This is a genomic window from Pseudoalteromonas sp. SG44-1 (assembly GCF_014164315.1).
GTDB classification, from domain to species: domain Bacteria; phylum Pseudomonadota; class Gammaproteobacteria; order Enterobacterales; family Alteromonadaceae; genus Pseudoalteromonas; species Pseudoalteromonas rhizosphaerae.
The window spans coordinates 126,032-139,417 of sequence record NZ_JACJEW010000003.1 but is presented as its reverse complement, the minus strand read 5'-3'; the positions used below and the strand labels follow the sequence as shown (position 1 = coordinate 139,417).

12 protein-coding genes are annotated in these 13,386 nt (G+C 40.7%); 6 read left to right on the top strand and 6 right to left on the bottom strand.

Translation table 11 applies throughout. The features are described from left to right. Nucleotides 1-3 precede the first annotated feature (3 nt). Nucleotides 4-360, top strand: coding sequence for a HopJ type III effector protein (locus tag H5187_RS02450; protein ID WP_145239960.1), 357 nt, complete (start codon nt 4-6; stop codon nt 358-360). Here H5187_RS02450 and H5187_RS02445 read toward each other — a convergent pair. Continuing rightward, nucleotides 353-763 carry an N-acetyltransferase gene (locus tag H5187_RS02445; protein WP_182739439.1) on the bottom strand — a complete coding sequence of 137 codons (411 nt, stop codon included), beginning with the start codon at nt 761-763 and terminating at the stop codon, nt 353-355. The genes H5187_RS02450 and H5187_RS02445 overlap by 8 nt on opposite strands. Nucleotides 764-809: 46 nt before the next feature. Further along, a complete protein-coding gene (locus H5187_RS02440) occupies nt 810-1,115 on the bottom strand; it encodes a DUF6482 family protein (protein ID WP_145239964.1) in 306 nt (101 codons plus the stop codon). 85 nt (nt 1,116-1,200) lie between these two features. On the opposite strand from H5187_RS02440, the gene H5187_RS02435 reads away from it, so the two are divergent. The 3 genes from H5187_RS02435 (at nt 1,201) to H5187_RS02425 (ending at nt 3,570) form a co-directional block, all read left to right on the top strand. Continuing rightward, a complete protein-coding gene (locus tag H5187_RS02435; RefSeq protein ID WP_182794318.1) occupies nt 1,201-1,893 on the top strand; it encodes a pseudouridine synthase in 693 nt (230 codons plus the stop codon). Nucleotides 1,894-1,974: 81 nt separating this feature from the next. Beyond that, on the top strand, nt 1,975-2,349 hold the full coding sequence (locus tag H5187_RS02430; RefSeq protein WP_145239968.1) for a BlaI/MecI/CopY family transcriptional regulator: 375 nt from the start codon (nt 1,975-1,977) through the stop codon (nt 2,347-2,349). A gap of 9 nt (nt 2,350-2,358) precedes the next feature. Beyond that, nucleotides 2,359-3,570: a TonB family protein gene (locus tag H5187_RS02425; protein ID WP_182797510.1), complete on the top strand. Its 1,212-nt coding sequence runs from the start codon at nt 2,359-2,361 to the stop codon at nt 3,568-3,570. A 235-nt stretch (nt 3,571-3,805) separates the two neighbouring features. On the opposite strand, the gene H5187_RS02420 is transcribed toward H5187_RS02425, so the two are convergent. After that, entirely contained in the window at nt 3,806-4,189 is a 384-nt protein-coding gene (locus tag H5187_RS02420; protein WP_182730742.1) for an MAPEG family protein, read from the bottom strand. Nucleotides 4,190-4,461: 272 nt separating this feature from the next. On the opposite strand from H5187_RS02420, the gene H5187_RS02415 reads away from it, so the two are divergent. Beyond that, nucleotides 4,462-5,343, top strand: coding sequence for a DMT family transporter (locus H5187_RS02415; RefSeq protein WP_182760957.1), 882 nt, complete (start codon nt 4,462-4,464; stop codon nt 5,341-5,343). 56 nt (nt 5,344-5,399) lie between these two features. Here the strand turns inward: H5187_RS02415 and H5187_RS02410 are convergent, their stop codons facing one another. The 3 genes from H5187_RS02410 to H5187_RS02400 all read right to left on the bottom strand — a co-directional run bounded on the left by H5187_RS02410 (nt 5,400) and on the right by H5187_RS02400 (nt 9,849). Next, nucleotides 5,400-5,717 carry a multidrug efflux SMR transporter gene (locus H5187_RS02410; RefSeq protein ID WP_087531228.1) on the bottom strand — a complete coding sequence of 106 codons (318 nt, stop codon included), beginning with the start codon at nt 5,715-5,717 and terminating at the stop codon, nt 5,400-5,402. After that, entirely contained in the window at nt 5,717-7,249 is a 1,533-nt protein-coding gene (locus tag H5187_RS02405) for a bifunctional GNAT family N-acetyltransferase/carbon-nitrogen hydrolase family protein (RefSeq protein ID WP_145239976.1), read from the bottom strand. Before H5187_RS02405 ends, H5187_RS02410 begins: the two co-directional genes overlap by 1 nt. Nucleotides 7,250-7,557: 308 nt before the next feature. After that, complete coding sequence (locus H5187_RS02400) at nt 7,558-9,849, bottom strand: penicillin acylase family protein (protein ID WP_182794321.1); 2,292 nt, start codon at nt 9,847-9,849, stop codon at nt 7,558-7,560. A gap of 165 nt (nt 9,850-10,014) precedes the next feature. Between H5187_RS02400 and H5187_RS02395 the strand changes: the two genes are divergently transcribed. Further along, nucleotides 10,015-13,380, top strand: a complete 3,366-nt coding sequence (locus H5187_RS02395) for an ATP-binding protein (protein ID WP_182794322.1) — start codon at nt 10,015-10,017, stop codon at nt 13,378-13,380. Nucleotides 13,381-13,386: the final 6 nt, after the last annotated feature.

Below are 13,386 nucleotides of genomic sequence, written 5' to 3'. Positions count from 1 at the left end.
ACTATGACACTCAACGATTTTTTAAGCCGTCTGGCTAATGAGCCACACACCATTGCATTTGCCGATACGATGGCAGTGATTGAAGCAAACTATACTTTTACAGCCTGCGCATTCAATAACCACGGCTTAAAAAGTGCCGTTGGTGAAAATAATGGCTCATGTAAAATTTTTGCTTTTGCTAAACTAAACCAACTAAGTAAACAAAATACTCTAGATTGCTTTGGCGCGTTTTATCGTGATGATGTACTTGGCAATCCTAATGAGCACGATCACATGAACATTCGCACATTTATGTTAGCACCAGAAGTAACCCCCTTCTTGGGCATTACTTTTGATGGCGAACCATTAACAGCTAACTAAGTGATTTTTCCATAAAGTAGCGGGTGCCAGAGCGAGGATAATTATCGAGTTGATATTTAACTTCATAACCACGATGTTCATAAAATGGTTTAGCTTGAAAATCTAAAGTATCAAGCTGAACTTGCAGCGCACCTAACTGCTTACCCTTTAATTCGATCGCGCTAAGTAACGTACTAGCTAGGCCTTGACCGCGTGCTTTTTCATCACACCAAAGCCAATTTATTTGTAACCAGTTACCAAATAATTGAGCAGCTACAGCCGCCACCACTTGCTGATTTTCATCAACAAATTTACACCCCAATGGCAGTCTTTGTGCATCAAAGTGAGCTTGATTATAAGCAACTATTTGCTCACGCAATAACTGTTCTAATACCTGTGAATCATCATTTTCAAACTGATACATGGTCGCTTTTTACCAAGTTAAAAGGTCAGTTTAAATGACTAACAAGTTAATATAAATGATTTTTACCGTAAGGCACCTCAAGCATATTACTGCCCACTTTTTCACTCTGGCCACACATTTCATCGTATGCGCTGGTATGACGCAATACCATTTGCGCATAACTAAGGTGGTCGAGTCGTTTTTGAATATGCAATGGGCTTAAGCCACGAATAAACTCCCCCTGCTCATCCGTTACATAATACTCAACATTGTTGATCATCACCGACACTTGGTATAAAGCCATTTCCAATGAGTGAACAATAACTTTTTGCAAAGGCTGATGGTTTTTAAGTTCTGATAATTTTATCGCCATGGTGAAACCCTTTTTACAGTGGATTAAGTTATCTGTACGTTGCTTTGATATACTTTGATCAATTTAAACCGAAGCGACTTAATTTATGAGCGAGAAAACTCGTCTAGCTAAATACCTTGCCCATGCTGGCGTTTGTTCTCGTAAACAAGCCTCGCGGCTGATTGATGAAGGTGTGGTGAGCGTAAATAAACGCCCAGCCAATCATATTGATCACGTTGATGATAACGACGATATACGCGTCAATAACACGCGCGTACAAGGTAAAGCAACGCGCATTTATTATGCCTATCACAAACCGGTAGGAATTGATTGTAAACTCAATCAACATGACCCTAGCAGCTTAATTCACCATCTACCAACAGAGACCCGCGTATACCCGATTGGCAGGCTAGATAAAGATTCTCGTGGTCTGTTAATACTGACTAATGATGGTGAATTTTGTAATCAGCTGATCCATCCTGACTTCCACCAACCAAAACGTTATTTAGTCACTGTTGATAAACCGCTTAATGATAGCTTTAGCCAAAAAATGGCAAATGGTGTGCCTGTTGATAAACATATCACACTGCCATGCACCGTGGAGAAAGTAGCCGACTGCCAATTTAGTATTATTTTAAAGCAAGGGCTGAATCGCCAAATCCGAAAAATGGCCCATTACTGTGGCTATAAAGTGATTGACCTTTACCGAGAACAAATTGCCGAGCTTAATTTGGCCACCCTAAGCCTGCCAGAAAATACCTATCGTAAAATAAATAAATCTGACATTTTAAAAAACTAATTATTTTTATATAAAATAGTTGCAAAGTTTGATTACAGGTGTAATCTTAAGTTAAAGATTACACCTGTAGGCAATATATATATGATTGAATTATCAAAAGCAGAATTTGAAGTGCTCGATGCACTTTGGCTGAACTACCCTGCTACAGCAAGCCAAATTATCGAGCGTTTAAGCGATGATAAACAATGGCACGAAAAAACCATTAAAACCTTACTCGGTCGGTTAGTAAAAAAAGGCGCACTCAGCTTTGAAAAAGATGGCCGCCAGTATATTTACACTCCTTGCATGGAACGCGCTGAATACACGCTAAAAGAAAGTCAAAATTTTATTGAGCGTTTTTTTAGTGGCCGTATCGCGCCGTTAGTCAGCGGTTTTGCTAAATCTGAGCAACTTTCTCAACAAGACATCAACGAACTTAAAAAGGTGATTGATGACTGGGAAAAACAGCAAAAGTAAGGGCTTAATATGTTAGAAAACACCTTTAACTGGCTTCTTGAGCAGCAACTATTAATCAGCTTACTGATACTCAGTTTGCTGGTTTTAGAACGCTATTCACTAAAATGGCTCAATGCTAACTTTGTCTATAAGTTATGGCTAATGTTACCAATCACATTACTGCTAGCAAATATGCCAGAGCATTTTAAGCCGCTGCCAAACAACGTCATTAGCACTATGCTGATCAGCCCCAAGCAAGGTTTTTCAACAACGATTAGTATTAGTTGGGTACTAGTTTATAGCGCTATATTTAGCGTACTGGCGTTAACTGCCATCGTGGTACACCTGCGGTTTATCAACCAATTACGATTAACCAATCTTGATGATAAAGTGCTGATTGACGCACATCCCGACATGCAACTATTACAAAGTAGCGCCGTTAGTACACCAATGGTTATAGGGCTATTCAGTAATCAGCTAGTCCTACCAACCGCCTATACACAACACATTGATAGCACTGCGTTAACGCTGATCATTGAACATGAAAAAGTACATATAAAACGCGCCGATAATTTATTTAATGCGCTGGCATTAATGGCCACATTGCTGATTTGGTTTAATCCACTGGCTTGGCTTGGCTACATGAACTTTAGACGCTTGCAAGAGCTGTCGTGCGACGAAAAAGTACTGACCAATAAAACTACTCAACAACGCATTTTATACAGTAAAGCTCTGATCAACTGTGCAGCAAATAGCCGTGCAGGGTTAATAGCTTACTCACACTATGGAGATAAAAACACGATGTTACAACGACTCAATCAAATCAAACACACCGGCAATAGCTCAATGATTGCCAAAGGCGCTTTACTTATTTTTGCAGCGGGTATGATCAGCAGCTTTGCTATCGCAAAACAACCAGAAGCAATAAGTAAGGTGCAAGCTATTTCACCCATCATGCGTATTGAGCCTCTTTACCCGATACAGGCAGCTGAACAAGGTATAAGCGGTTCAGTAGTATTAAAATACGATATTAGCCCAGCCGGAAAGACACAAAATGTGTCGGTTGTGAATGCCAAACCTGAAAGAGTATTCGATAAAGAGGCAAAAAAAGCGCTAATGCAATGGCAATATAAGCCTTCAAATTCAGGCTTTAAAGGTGTATTGGTACAGTTAGACTTTGCAATTGACAGTAATTACAAATCAGAACAACTGATTGAAAAGGTGACTGTTGCGGCTAAGTAAATTTTAACAACCAAGACCCTAAAGCAAGCGCCTTATTGAAGCCGCTTGCTTTAGCGTTTTAAAAAACAAAGCTTATACCAATCAACTTAAATATTTAAACATTCTAGCGAACTAAATAAAGCGCTAACTGCGTTATAATTTTTTCAAGTAGAACAACTACATGTCAAAATTTACGCCTTGTTATCACTGTATTTATCTGTCGCTGTAAATGGTCAGGAACTTAACATGATTGGTATTACAAGCACACAACAATCATAGCGACTGCAGCAGCTAAACCAACCAGCCATGATAAAGAACGCAGTACGTCTAAATTTAGATAGTAAAAAGCACAATATAGAACGCGGGCAATAATATGAGTAATGGCTAATAGCTCAGTAACTTGGTGGACATTATTGGTGCCCAGCACGGTGGCTAACGCTACAGCAAACACGGCCAATGATTCAAAACAATTTTGATGTGCTGCCAGCGCCCTTGCGCCAAATCCGGTGAGCTTAGACTGTTGCTCTCTTGGGTGCTTATTATCGTAGCCATCGAGCTTGTTCATTGCAAATGCCACGGGGGCCTTGGCAAAGTAAGGCATCAGTACAGCAAGTAGTGCGCAAATAAGTAATATCGTCATCGTTACTCCTAATCATAGTTTTCATTAACTTAGCACAGCTAAACTGATCGCGTAATTGACTTGAGTAATAAAAAAGCCGCAATGACTTATATGAATAAATACAAGGCATTGCGACTAACAATAACATCGCGATAACTATAGCCCAAAAAGTTGGATTTGCAGCTGTGGCATATTGTCGCAGCAAAGATATTTTCATTTTATGGAATCTTAGTTCGCTTTAGAGCCCTGGCACTGGTAACTTATCCGCCTCTGTGAATTGCTGTTTTTTCATTATGACTTGGATCTTTTTAACTATTTTAGCCGCTTTTATGCAGTCGTGGCGCAACGCTTTACAAAGTAAACTAAGTGCGCATGTGAGTGTTGCAGGCGTCACCTTAGCGCGCTTTATACTTGCAAGCCCACTTGCTTTGGCATATCTCATTTCATTATATCTCTATCAAGATGCTCCCTTACCCACCTTCAACCTAGCTTTTATTAGCTACATTGTCGGCGCGAGCATAGTGCAAATTATTGCAACAGGATTAATGGTGACGTTATTTAAAATGAATAACTTTGCTGTTGGTGCTGGTCTTGCAAAAAGTGAAGCTCTTGTTGCGGCTATACTAGGAGTATTATTTTTTGGCGCGACGCTATCTTTATTCGGCTGGCTTGGCGTGTTTATTGGCTCAATTGCAGTATTACTATTAAGTGGAATTGCTAACATTAAGCACTTTAGCTTAAAAACAGCCTTACTAGGCTTGGCCTGTGGGACAGCATTTGCACTTTCCTCATCATGGATACGCGAAGCAAGCCTAAACTCAGGTCTGTCGTTTCCTTATTCCGCAGCATGGGTTTTACTGCTTATTATCAGCCTGCAAACTATCATGCTATGTGGTTATATTACAGTAAGGGAACGCTCAACATTTCGCGCTATGTGGAACCATAAAAAAACCACCAGTGCGGTGAGTTTTTTTAGCTGCATAGGCTCGATTGGTTGGTTTAGTGCGATGAGTTTACAGCATGTTGCCTATGTCAAAACCTTAGGGCAAGTAGAAGTATTTTTTACAATCTTGATCTCAGTTTTATGGCTCAAGCAGCCTTTAAAACGTCAAGATACCGCAGGGCTGGTGTTAATTGCTATAGCCGCAGTATTAGTCATGTTACCTTCGATATAAACAACAAAGGCGGCTCACTGCAACGTGGCCGCCTTTCGATTTTTTAATTCACTGAATTAATGGCTGATTTTCAATGTGATAACGCCGCTAATAATCATTAATACACCGGCAATACGGCCGAATGTTGCTGCATCATTATAAAATAGTATCCCTACTAAAAATGTTCCTGCCGCGCCAATACCTGTCCACACAGCGTAGGAAGTCCCCATCGAAATATCACGCTGTGCCAGCCATAACATAAAACCACTGGCGACCATAAACGCCACTGCAATGCCAATACCTAACCAGCGATTTTCACCCTCTTGCGACATTTTTAATCCTACAGGCCAGCCAATTTCCAGCAAGCCTGCAATAATTAAATAAATCCACGCCATTAATTTTCTCTCTTTTTCAATATTACATCGTACAGATCTTCACGACGATCTTTTAAGTTACGCACCGTGCCTTCACTGTGCAGAACTTTTAATTTATCCATATCTAAATCACTAAATAACAGCATTTCAGTATTGGGGGTTGCTTCATTAAGCGTAGCATCATGAGGGAACGAAAAATCAGACGGTGTTAATACCGCTGATTGTGAATACTGCACATCAAGACTTTCAACTTCTGGTAAGTTACCTACCGATCCGGCAATAACCACGTAGCATTCGTTTTCAATGGCCCGCGCCTGCGCGCAGTGGCGTACTCGTAAATAACTATTTTTGGTGTCGGTCCAAAATGGCACAAACAGAATATCGAGACCTTGTTTTGCTAAAATACGTGACAATTCAGGAAATTCAACATCGTAACAAATTTGAATACCCACGCGTCCAGCATCAGTATCAAATACCGCAATTTTGTCACCACCTTGAATCACCCAGTCATTTTGTTCATGAGGCGTGATATGAATTTTACGTTGTTCGTCAATTTTACCACTGCGATGGCATAAATAACTGACATTATAGATTTTATCGCCTTCAGCAAGCGGCATTGAGCCGGTGATAATATTCGCATTATACTCAATCGCCATACGCGACATCGCATCACGAAAAGTCTCCGTGTATTCGGCTAAATAACGAATAGCCTCAGTCTGATTTCTTTGCTCTGTAAGCCCCATTAGTGGCGCATTAAAAAACTCCGGAAAAAGAATAAAATCACTTTTGTAATCAGACACTGTGTCTACAAAATATTCGACCTGCGTGAGCATTTCTTCAACCGACTCAACACTGCGCATTTGCCATTGCACTGCGCCTACTCGCACTATCGACTTCGTTGATTCAAGTACCGTGTCGGTCGGTTCAAACATAATGTTATTCCACTCAAGTAGCGTGGCATAACCCACCGAATTTTGATCTTCCGGTAAATACTTTTTAAGTAAGCGTTTAACCTGGAAATCATTCGACAATTGAAAACTTAAAATTGGATCATACAGCTCTTTATGATCGACTTTGGCAATATATTCTGTTGGACTCATGTCACTGCTATGATTGTAATAACGCGGAATACGTCCGCCCGCCAAAATAGCCCGCAGATTATACTGACGACATAATTCTTTACGCGCATCATAAAGCCTGCGCCCTAAACGCATACCACGATGAGTAGGCGAAATAACCACATCTAACCCATACAGCGCATCACCATCGGGGTCACTAAATACCCGGTCATGGCCGTCAACAATATCTTCATAGGTGTGCGGATTAGAAAAGCGCGTGTAATCAACTTGCACACTCAACGCAATCCCTACCAGCACGCCATCATCCACCATGCCCAACTGCCCTTCAGGGAACTGGTCAATCAGTCTAAATATAGTATGGCTTGGCCATGCACCACCTAAATCTGGATAAGCCTGATCCATCAAAGTTTTTACTTGTGGATACTGCTCTTTAGTTAAATTACAAATCTCAAGATGGGTTTTTTCTGCCGACATACACAACTCCTTTAGGCGTAGGACATTAAATTTGATAGTTCAATACGCGCATAATACGTGATCAGCTCTGAACGCTTGCTTAGTGCAGCATACCTAGCGCTGGTTTATTTTTAAGATAGCACCAACAACAGTGTTGAAGTAAGTATAAGTAGGTATAAATTTTTAGTTTTACACCTCTTTGCTCAGCTAACATTAACGCTGGTTTAGCGGTTTTCGACCTAAAGCTTAGGTTAATTGCACTTTATAAGAGTAAAAGTAATGGCCGAAATCAAGCGGCCACTACCTCAAAACAAGGTGGCTTTACTCATTTAAAGCTCATTTGCAGGTAATATTGTGATCTCATGCATTAGTGTTTGCGGTAATAGCGGCGTTGGTTTTGCAGCTACGTAGTCATCAAATCCTGCGCGATAAAATGGCGATAGTGGATGACCTGACTGGCCACCGGGAATGGCCATTATGGCGTTTTCTAAATGCCCAGGTTGAGCAATAAATCGCTGTGACGCACCAAAACTACGCCCCTGCACTGCTGGCATATAACTGTCGCCAAATCCTGGCGCTGTCGGCATATTTAATAATTTACTTAGTTGTGGTATTTGCTGTGCGAATGGATGCTCAATAACCAATTCATTAACTGTCCCCCACTGCCAACCTTTTAAGTTACTGCCAAACTCTTTACTTAAATTACTGACAACTTGACTAAATGAATCAGTTAATTGTGCATCCCAATCAGCAAATTGTGGATTTAACCAGCTATCTGGTTGCTGTTCAATAAGCTGCCATATTGCCGGCTCTAAATCACGTTTAACATACTTTAATGAACCGCCCTGAGCCTGTAAATTTGCTTGCATAGCCGTAAATACACTATTGATAACTTCATCACGATAACGCCTAACCAGCGTGTAGCCTATTGACGTTGCACAGGCGCAACCTTGCCAGTTCTCTAACTCTTTTATGTACTGCTGATTAGCCGAACTATTTCTATTAAGCTGTTGCAGCAATAAGCCATGCCACGGTTGTAAAAAGCGCGCCTGATTATCATGCTGCAACTGGTTAAAATTAGCTTCATTAAAATGTTGCTTTTCATACAATCTATCACGAATTTGACTAGATCGTGCTCCCAAGGCATAACCACCATTACCAAAACGCTGGTCATCCAAAGCCGATACAACGCGAGAGTTCCCAGTCCATAAACGGCCATCAACAGGATTTTTAACTTCCGGCCTTTGCTGTTCATTATGCTGCCAAAGTGTTGAGTAGTCATTTTCCTGAACAGCTAGTTCACTGGGCTTAATACGCCCTGGAATGGCTCCCATATTTTTCCAACCCGCATTGCCTTGGCTATCTACCACCATTAAGTTTTGTACTGGAATACCCACTTCACTGGCAATCAGCAGCGCGTCATCGACAGTTGTTGCTTGTTCTAATTTCAATAAATCCATATCGACTGCATAAGGTTGATGGCCAACCCAGCTAAGCGCATAAGGCTTGCCATTTATTTCTCGCACTGGACCATACTCACTCAATGTCAGCTTATATTCTTCAATTGACCCATCGGGTAGTGCTATTTGCTCAACTTCTTGCCATGTTTTACTGTTATCAGTTAATGCTACCCAATCGGCAGTATCGAGGTAACCATTAGTAAATCCCCAGGCAATATTGTTATTAGTTCCCACCACAATTGCTGGTGCGCCAGGCAAGGAAACCCCTGTCACTTGGCTCACTTTTCCTGACATTGCATAGTTAAGTTGCGCACGATACCAAATAACCGGCACCGCCATCGACAAGTGCATATCATCCGACAGCATCCCAGCACCTGTGGTAGTTAACTGCCCAGTCACCGCCCAGTTATTACTACCACGTTCTTGATTTGCATCAATCCTGAGTAAAGCTTGTAAGGTTTGCTTAGGAAATTCAGGAATAGTTAAATTATAAGGTGCGAGTGTGCTGCCATCTAAAGCCGCTTGATATTGACTGGGTTGAGTTAAAAAACTGACCATTTCTGGGCCATAAATATCGGCAATTTGAATTAACGCTTGGTCACGTTCGAAGGTCGCCGTTTGTAAATCTAAGTACATACTGTAAATCACTAACAAACTGTCTTCACTGCGCCAAGGCTTTTGCTCAGCGCCTGTTAGTAAATATTCAAAACTGCTAAAACCTACCTGTGCTAAGCCTTCGTTAACGCCAGCGGCATAACTTGTTAATAATGCTTGATCTGCTTGAGGCAATTGCTCAACAATCGCAGCGCTGCGTTTTCGTAACTGGTGGAAGCGCATTTTTTTATCCAAACCTAATGCTGCTTTGCCAAACAGTTCACTCAATTCACCTGCAGCATTACGGCGCAACAAATCCATTTGAAAAAATCGGTCTTGACCATGTGCGAAACCTAAACCATACGCAGCATCAAGGCGGTTCTCAGCTGAAATAACTGCTTGACCCAGTTGGTCTCGGGAGATTTTTACCGCTTGGCTGACGTGGTTACTACGCCCATTACCATCAAGCGCCGGTAAGCTAATTGACAGTACACCATAAATAACTGCTGTTGCAGCTAATCCTAAAATTACGATTGCTAACACCAACCACTTGATAATTTTAAACATGAACCAGTCCTTTTACTCTTGATTAGCTCTATCATAACCATAGTTTTATGAAAAAAGTGCGGTAATTTAAATAAAAAAACAAATAGCTCAATTGATCGGACTATTTTTATTTCCGTGATAAATTGACTATAGTTGAACAGCCAAATATAAAAGCACAAGTCGCTAATGCCATTGTTAAAAACAGATGATCACAAACAAGTCTACAAATTTAAACTGATATTTTGGTGCTCGCTCGTTTTTATTTTATTAATCAGTTTAGTGCTTGATCAGATCAGTTATAAACGTGCCCAAGAATCTCATCGACTATTAATTTTATCTGAAGTAAGTAGCTACCGTACTCAACTTGAATCAACATTAGTATCGAATATTCAATTGGTGCGTGGTTTAGCTGTTGCAGTTGCTGCAGAGCCTAATTTAGATCAACAACGTTTTGCCCAAATTGCCGCGCCATTATTCGACACCTTATCTGAATTACGCAATATCGGTGGTGCACCTAATATGGTGATCCGCATGACTTACCCATTGGCAGGCAATGAAAAAGCCATAGGGCTAAACTTTTTAGATAACAAAGCACAACGTGCAGATGCAATTCGTGCGCGTGATAACAATGAAATAGTTATGGCAGGCCCACTTACATTAGTGCAAGGTGGTGAGGCATTAATTGCCCGAGTCCCTGTTTACCTTCCCCCTGACAACCATTTTTGGGGACTGCTCTCGGTGGTACTCGACATAGACAAAATATATGAAAGAGCGGGTATTTTCGAACTAGAAGAAGACTATGATGTCGCCATCCAAGGACGCAATGGCTTGGGTCTAAAAGGAGAGTTTTTCCGTGGTAAAGCGGATATTTTAGAGCGTAACCCTCTGGAATTTACTTTAACCTTTCAAGGTGGCGAGTGGGAAATTTTTGTTACTCCTAAAGTTGGTTGGGCACCTCCGAACTCTGCGATTTGGCCGCTGAGATTAGCAATATTTACTATTTGCGGGTTACTAATTTTAGCTTTCTTATTATTCTTAAAAATGCTCAATCGCCAGCTAAGAAATGAAAAAATGCTAGTGACAATGAGTAGTCTTGCAAAAATTGGCGCTTGGTCATTTAACCTTGAAACACAACAAGTATATTGGTCAGATATGACCAAAAACATTTTCAAATATCCGCTAGACGAACAACCTGATTGGCCAACGAACTTTTCTTACTTTAAAGAAGGCGAAAGCCGTGACACGATAAAAAAGCTCGTTGAGCGAGCGATTAAATATGGTGAAAGTTACGAAGTTGAGCTCGAAGTCATCGATTCTAAAGGTAATGCTTTATGGGTGTTAGTGCATGGTGAAGCAGAAATCCGTAATGGCCGCTGTATTAAGATTTTTGGCTCTTTACAAGATATAAACGTCCGTAAATGCATTGAATTAGAAAGCAGTAAAACTGCTTTGCACAATGAGGTACTCGCCTCACTTACCGTTAATAACGCAGTGCTAACTGGTAATTTAAAACAAGCAAAAGATATCATTACACAATCAATTTGCGATGCATTTAATGTTGAACGTGCCAGTATATGGCTGTTCAATGATGCAAGAGATCAACTGCAATCATTTGCCCATCATGGTAAACACACCCCAAATAACACTGCGTTACCAGCATGGCAGCAAACTGAGTTAAATGATTTTTTTACAGCGATTGATAATCAAGCTGTGATCCGCGCCTCAAATGCACTGAGCAATAAATTTACAGCCCCGCTTACAGCGCACTATTTAGCTCCTTTCGATATAAAATCAATGCTTTGTGTATCTATTCCTACTGGAAGCGGGGCGATTGGTATTGTTTGTGCTGAGCATTGTCAGTATCCGCGTGCATGGTCGCGTAACGAAGAAAGCTTTTTAATTGCCGTTGCCGCTTTAATTGGCAGTTTATATTCTAGCGAGCAACGTATAGAAACCGAGCAACAATTAGTCACAGCAAAAGAAGCAGCGGAACAAGCTGTAACCGCTAAAGGTGAGTTTTTAGCGAGCATGAGCCACGAAATTCGCACCCCCATGAACGGTGTGCTCGGGATGCTTAATATTGTGCAACAAACTAAGTTAGATCCTCAGCAAACGCACCATATTGAATTAGCACAATCATCAGCGCAATCGCTGCTTAATATAATTAACGATATTCTGGATTTCTCAAAAATTGAAGCTGGTAAATTAGATATCGAAGAGATTGCCTTTAATTTACCGAAATTACTCGGTGAAGTGGTCGAGTCATTTGCCCTTAAAGTAGAGCAACATAATACTAAACTGATTTTAGATGCCACTAAAATTAATGTAAATAAGATTGTTAGTGACCCAAATAGGCTTCGCCAAATTATTAATAATTTACTCGGTAATGCCGTTAAATTTACTCATAATGGTGAAATTATCGTGAGCGCAAACTTAAAAAATACCACTAACGGGACTTTTTTAGATTGCTCAATTATTGATACCGGTATTGGTATTAAAGCCGACAAACAAGCTTCGTTATTTGATTCTTTCACTCAAGCCGATACCTCAACTACTCGCCAATATGGCGGCACAGGCTTGGGCCTGGCGATTGTTAAGCAGCTGTGTAATTTGATGGATGGAGAAATCAATGTCACGAGTGTTTATGGCCAAGGCAGTACCTTTACTTTTTCCATTAAAGTACAGCCGCTACTGGGTAAAGAACAAGACTTGCCGAGTCATTTAATTAAAAACAAACATATTTTAATTGTCGATACTTGCCCGTTAAATAGCTCAATTGCGCAAAAACAGCTAAACGTGTGGGGAGCGCGTGCGCATATCCTCAAAAACTACCTAGCCTTGAGTTATTATCTCAATTCGAGCGATGAATTGATTGATGCTGTGCTGCTTGATTATAGCTTTTTTCAGCAAGCCGACGCTGCTGCAATTAATGCATTGAAAATTTACCTAAGTGAGCATCACGTAAAACTGATCCTTATGGCGCCAATGAGTTTCTCACAAGAAGCACATGCAAACTTGCCAATCGAAGCCGATTGCATGATTTTTAAACCACTAACGCCTTCGGACTTGTTTGATTCTTTGGCGAATGAAAAATTTATCGAGCAACAACAAAATAACAATGCACTACCAGCAAGTATTGCAATCAACAATACACACTTTGTAAATCAAGACAAAATCCTGCTGGTAGAAGACAATAAAGTAAATCAAGTCGTTGCCTGTGCATTACTAAAACAAGCAGGCATTAATTTTGATATCGCTGAAAATGGTCTGGAAGCTATTGAAAAACTAAAAAGCAAAACCACAGAACCATACAAGCTATTGTTAATGGACTGCCAGATGCCAGAAATGGATGGTTACCAAGCAACTAAGGCAATCCGTAATGGGGATGCGGGTGAATACTACAAAAACGTAACTATTATTGCGTTAACCGCAAATGCTATGCAAGGCGATAGAGATAAATGCCTCAGTGCAGGAATGACTGATTACCTAACCAAACCACTCGATTTTGATGCGCTTAATCCGAAACTGCAACAATGGCTTGGCAAACAATAAAGGTGT

What these genes read in the sequence shown, in the direction of transcription:
- H5187_RS02450 (WP_145239960.1), top strand. Translation starts at nt 4, where the DNA reads ATGACACTCAACGATTTTTTAAGCCGTCTGGCTAATGAGCCACACACC.
- H5187_RS02425 (WP_182797510.1), top strand. Translation starts at nt 2,359, where the DNA reads ATGTTAGAAAACACCTTTAACTGGCTTCTTGAGCAGCAACTATTAATC.
- H5187_RS02395 (WP_182794322.1), top strand. Translation starts at nt 10,015, where the DNA reads ATGCCATTGTTAAAAACAGATGATCACAAACAAGTCTACAAATTTAAA.
- H5187_RS02435 (WP_182794318.1), top strand. Translation starts at nt 1,201, where the DNA reads ATGAGCGAGAAAACTCGTCTAGCTAAATACCTTGCCCATGCTGGCGTT.
- H5187_RS02440 (WP_145239964.1), bottom strand. Translation starts at nt 1,115, where the DNA reads ATGGCGATAAAATTATCAGAACTTAAAAACCATCAGCCTTTGCAAAAA.
- H5187_RS02400 (WP_182794321.1), bottom strand. Translation starts at nt 9,849, where the DNA reads ATGTTTAAAATTATCAAGTGGTTGGTGTTAGCAATCGTAATTTTAGGA.
- H5187_RS02420 (WP_182730742.1), bottom strand. Translation starts at nt 4,189, where the DNA reads ATGACGATATTACTTATTTGCGCACTACTTGCTGTACTGATGCCTTAC.
- H5187_RS02430 (WP_145239968.1), top strand. Translation starts at nt 1,975, where the DNA reads ATGATTGAATTATCAAAAGCAGAATTTGAAGTGCTCGATGCACTTTGG.
- H5187_RS02445 (WP_182739439.1), bottom strand. Translation starts at nt 763, where the DNA reads ATGTATCAGTTTGAAAATGATGATTCACAGGTATTAGAACAGTTATTG.
- H5187_RS02415 (WP_182760957.1), top strand. Translation starts at nt 4,462, where the DNA reads ATGACTTGGATCTTTTTAACTATTTTAGCCGCTTTTATGCAGTCGTGG.
- H5187_RS02410 (WP_087531228.1), bottom strand. Translation starts at nt 5,717, where the DNA reads ATGGCGTGGATTTATTTAATTATTGCAGGCTTGCTGGAAATTGGCTGG.
- H5187_RS02405 (WP_145239976.1), bottom strand. Translation starts at nt 7,249, where the DNA reads ATGTCGGCAGAAAAAACCCATCTTGAGATTTGTAATTTAACTAAAGAG.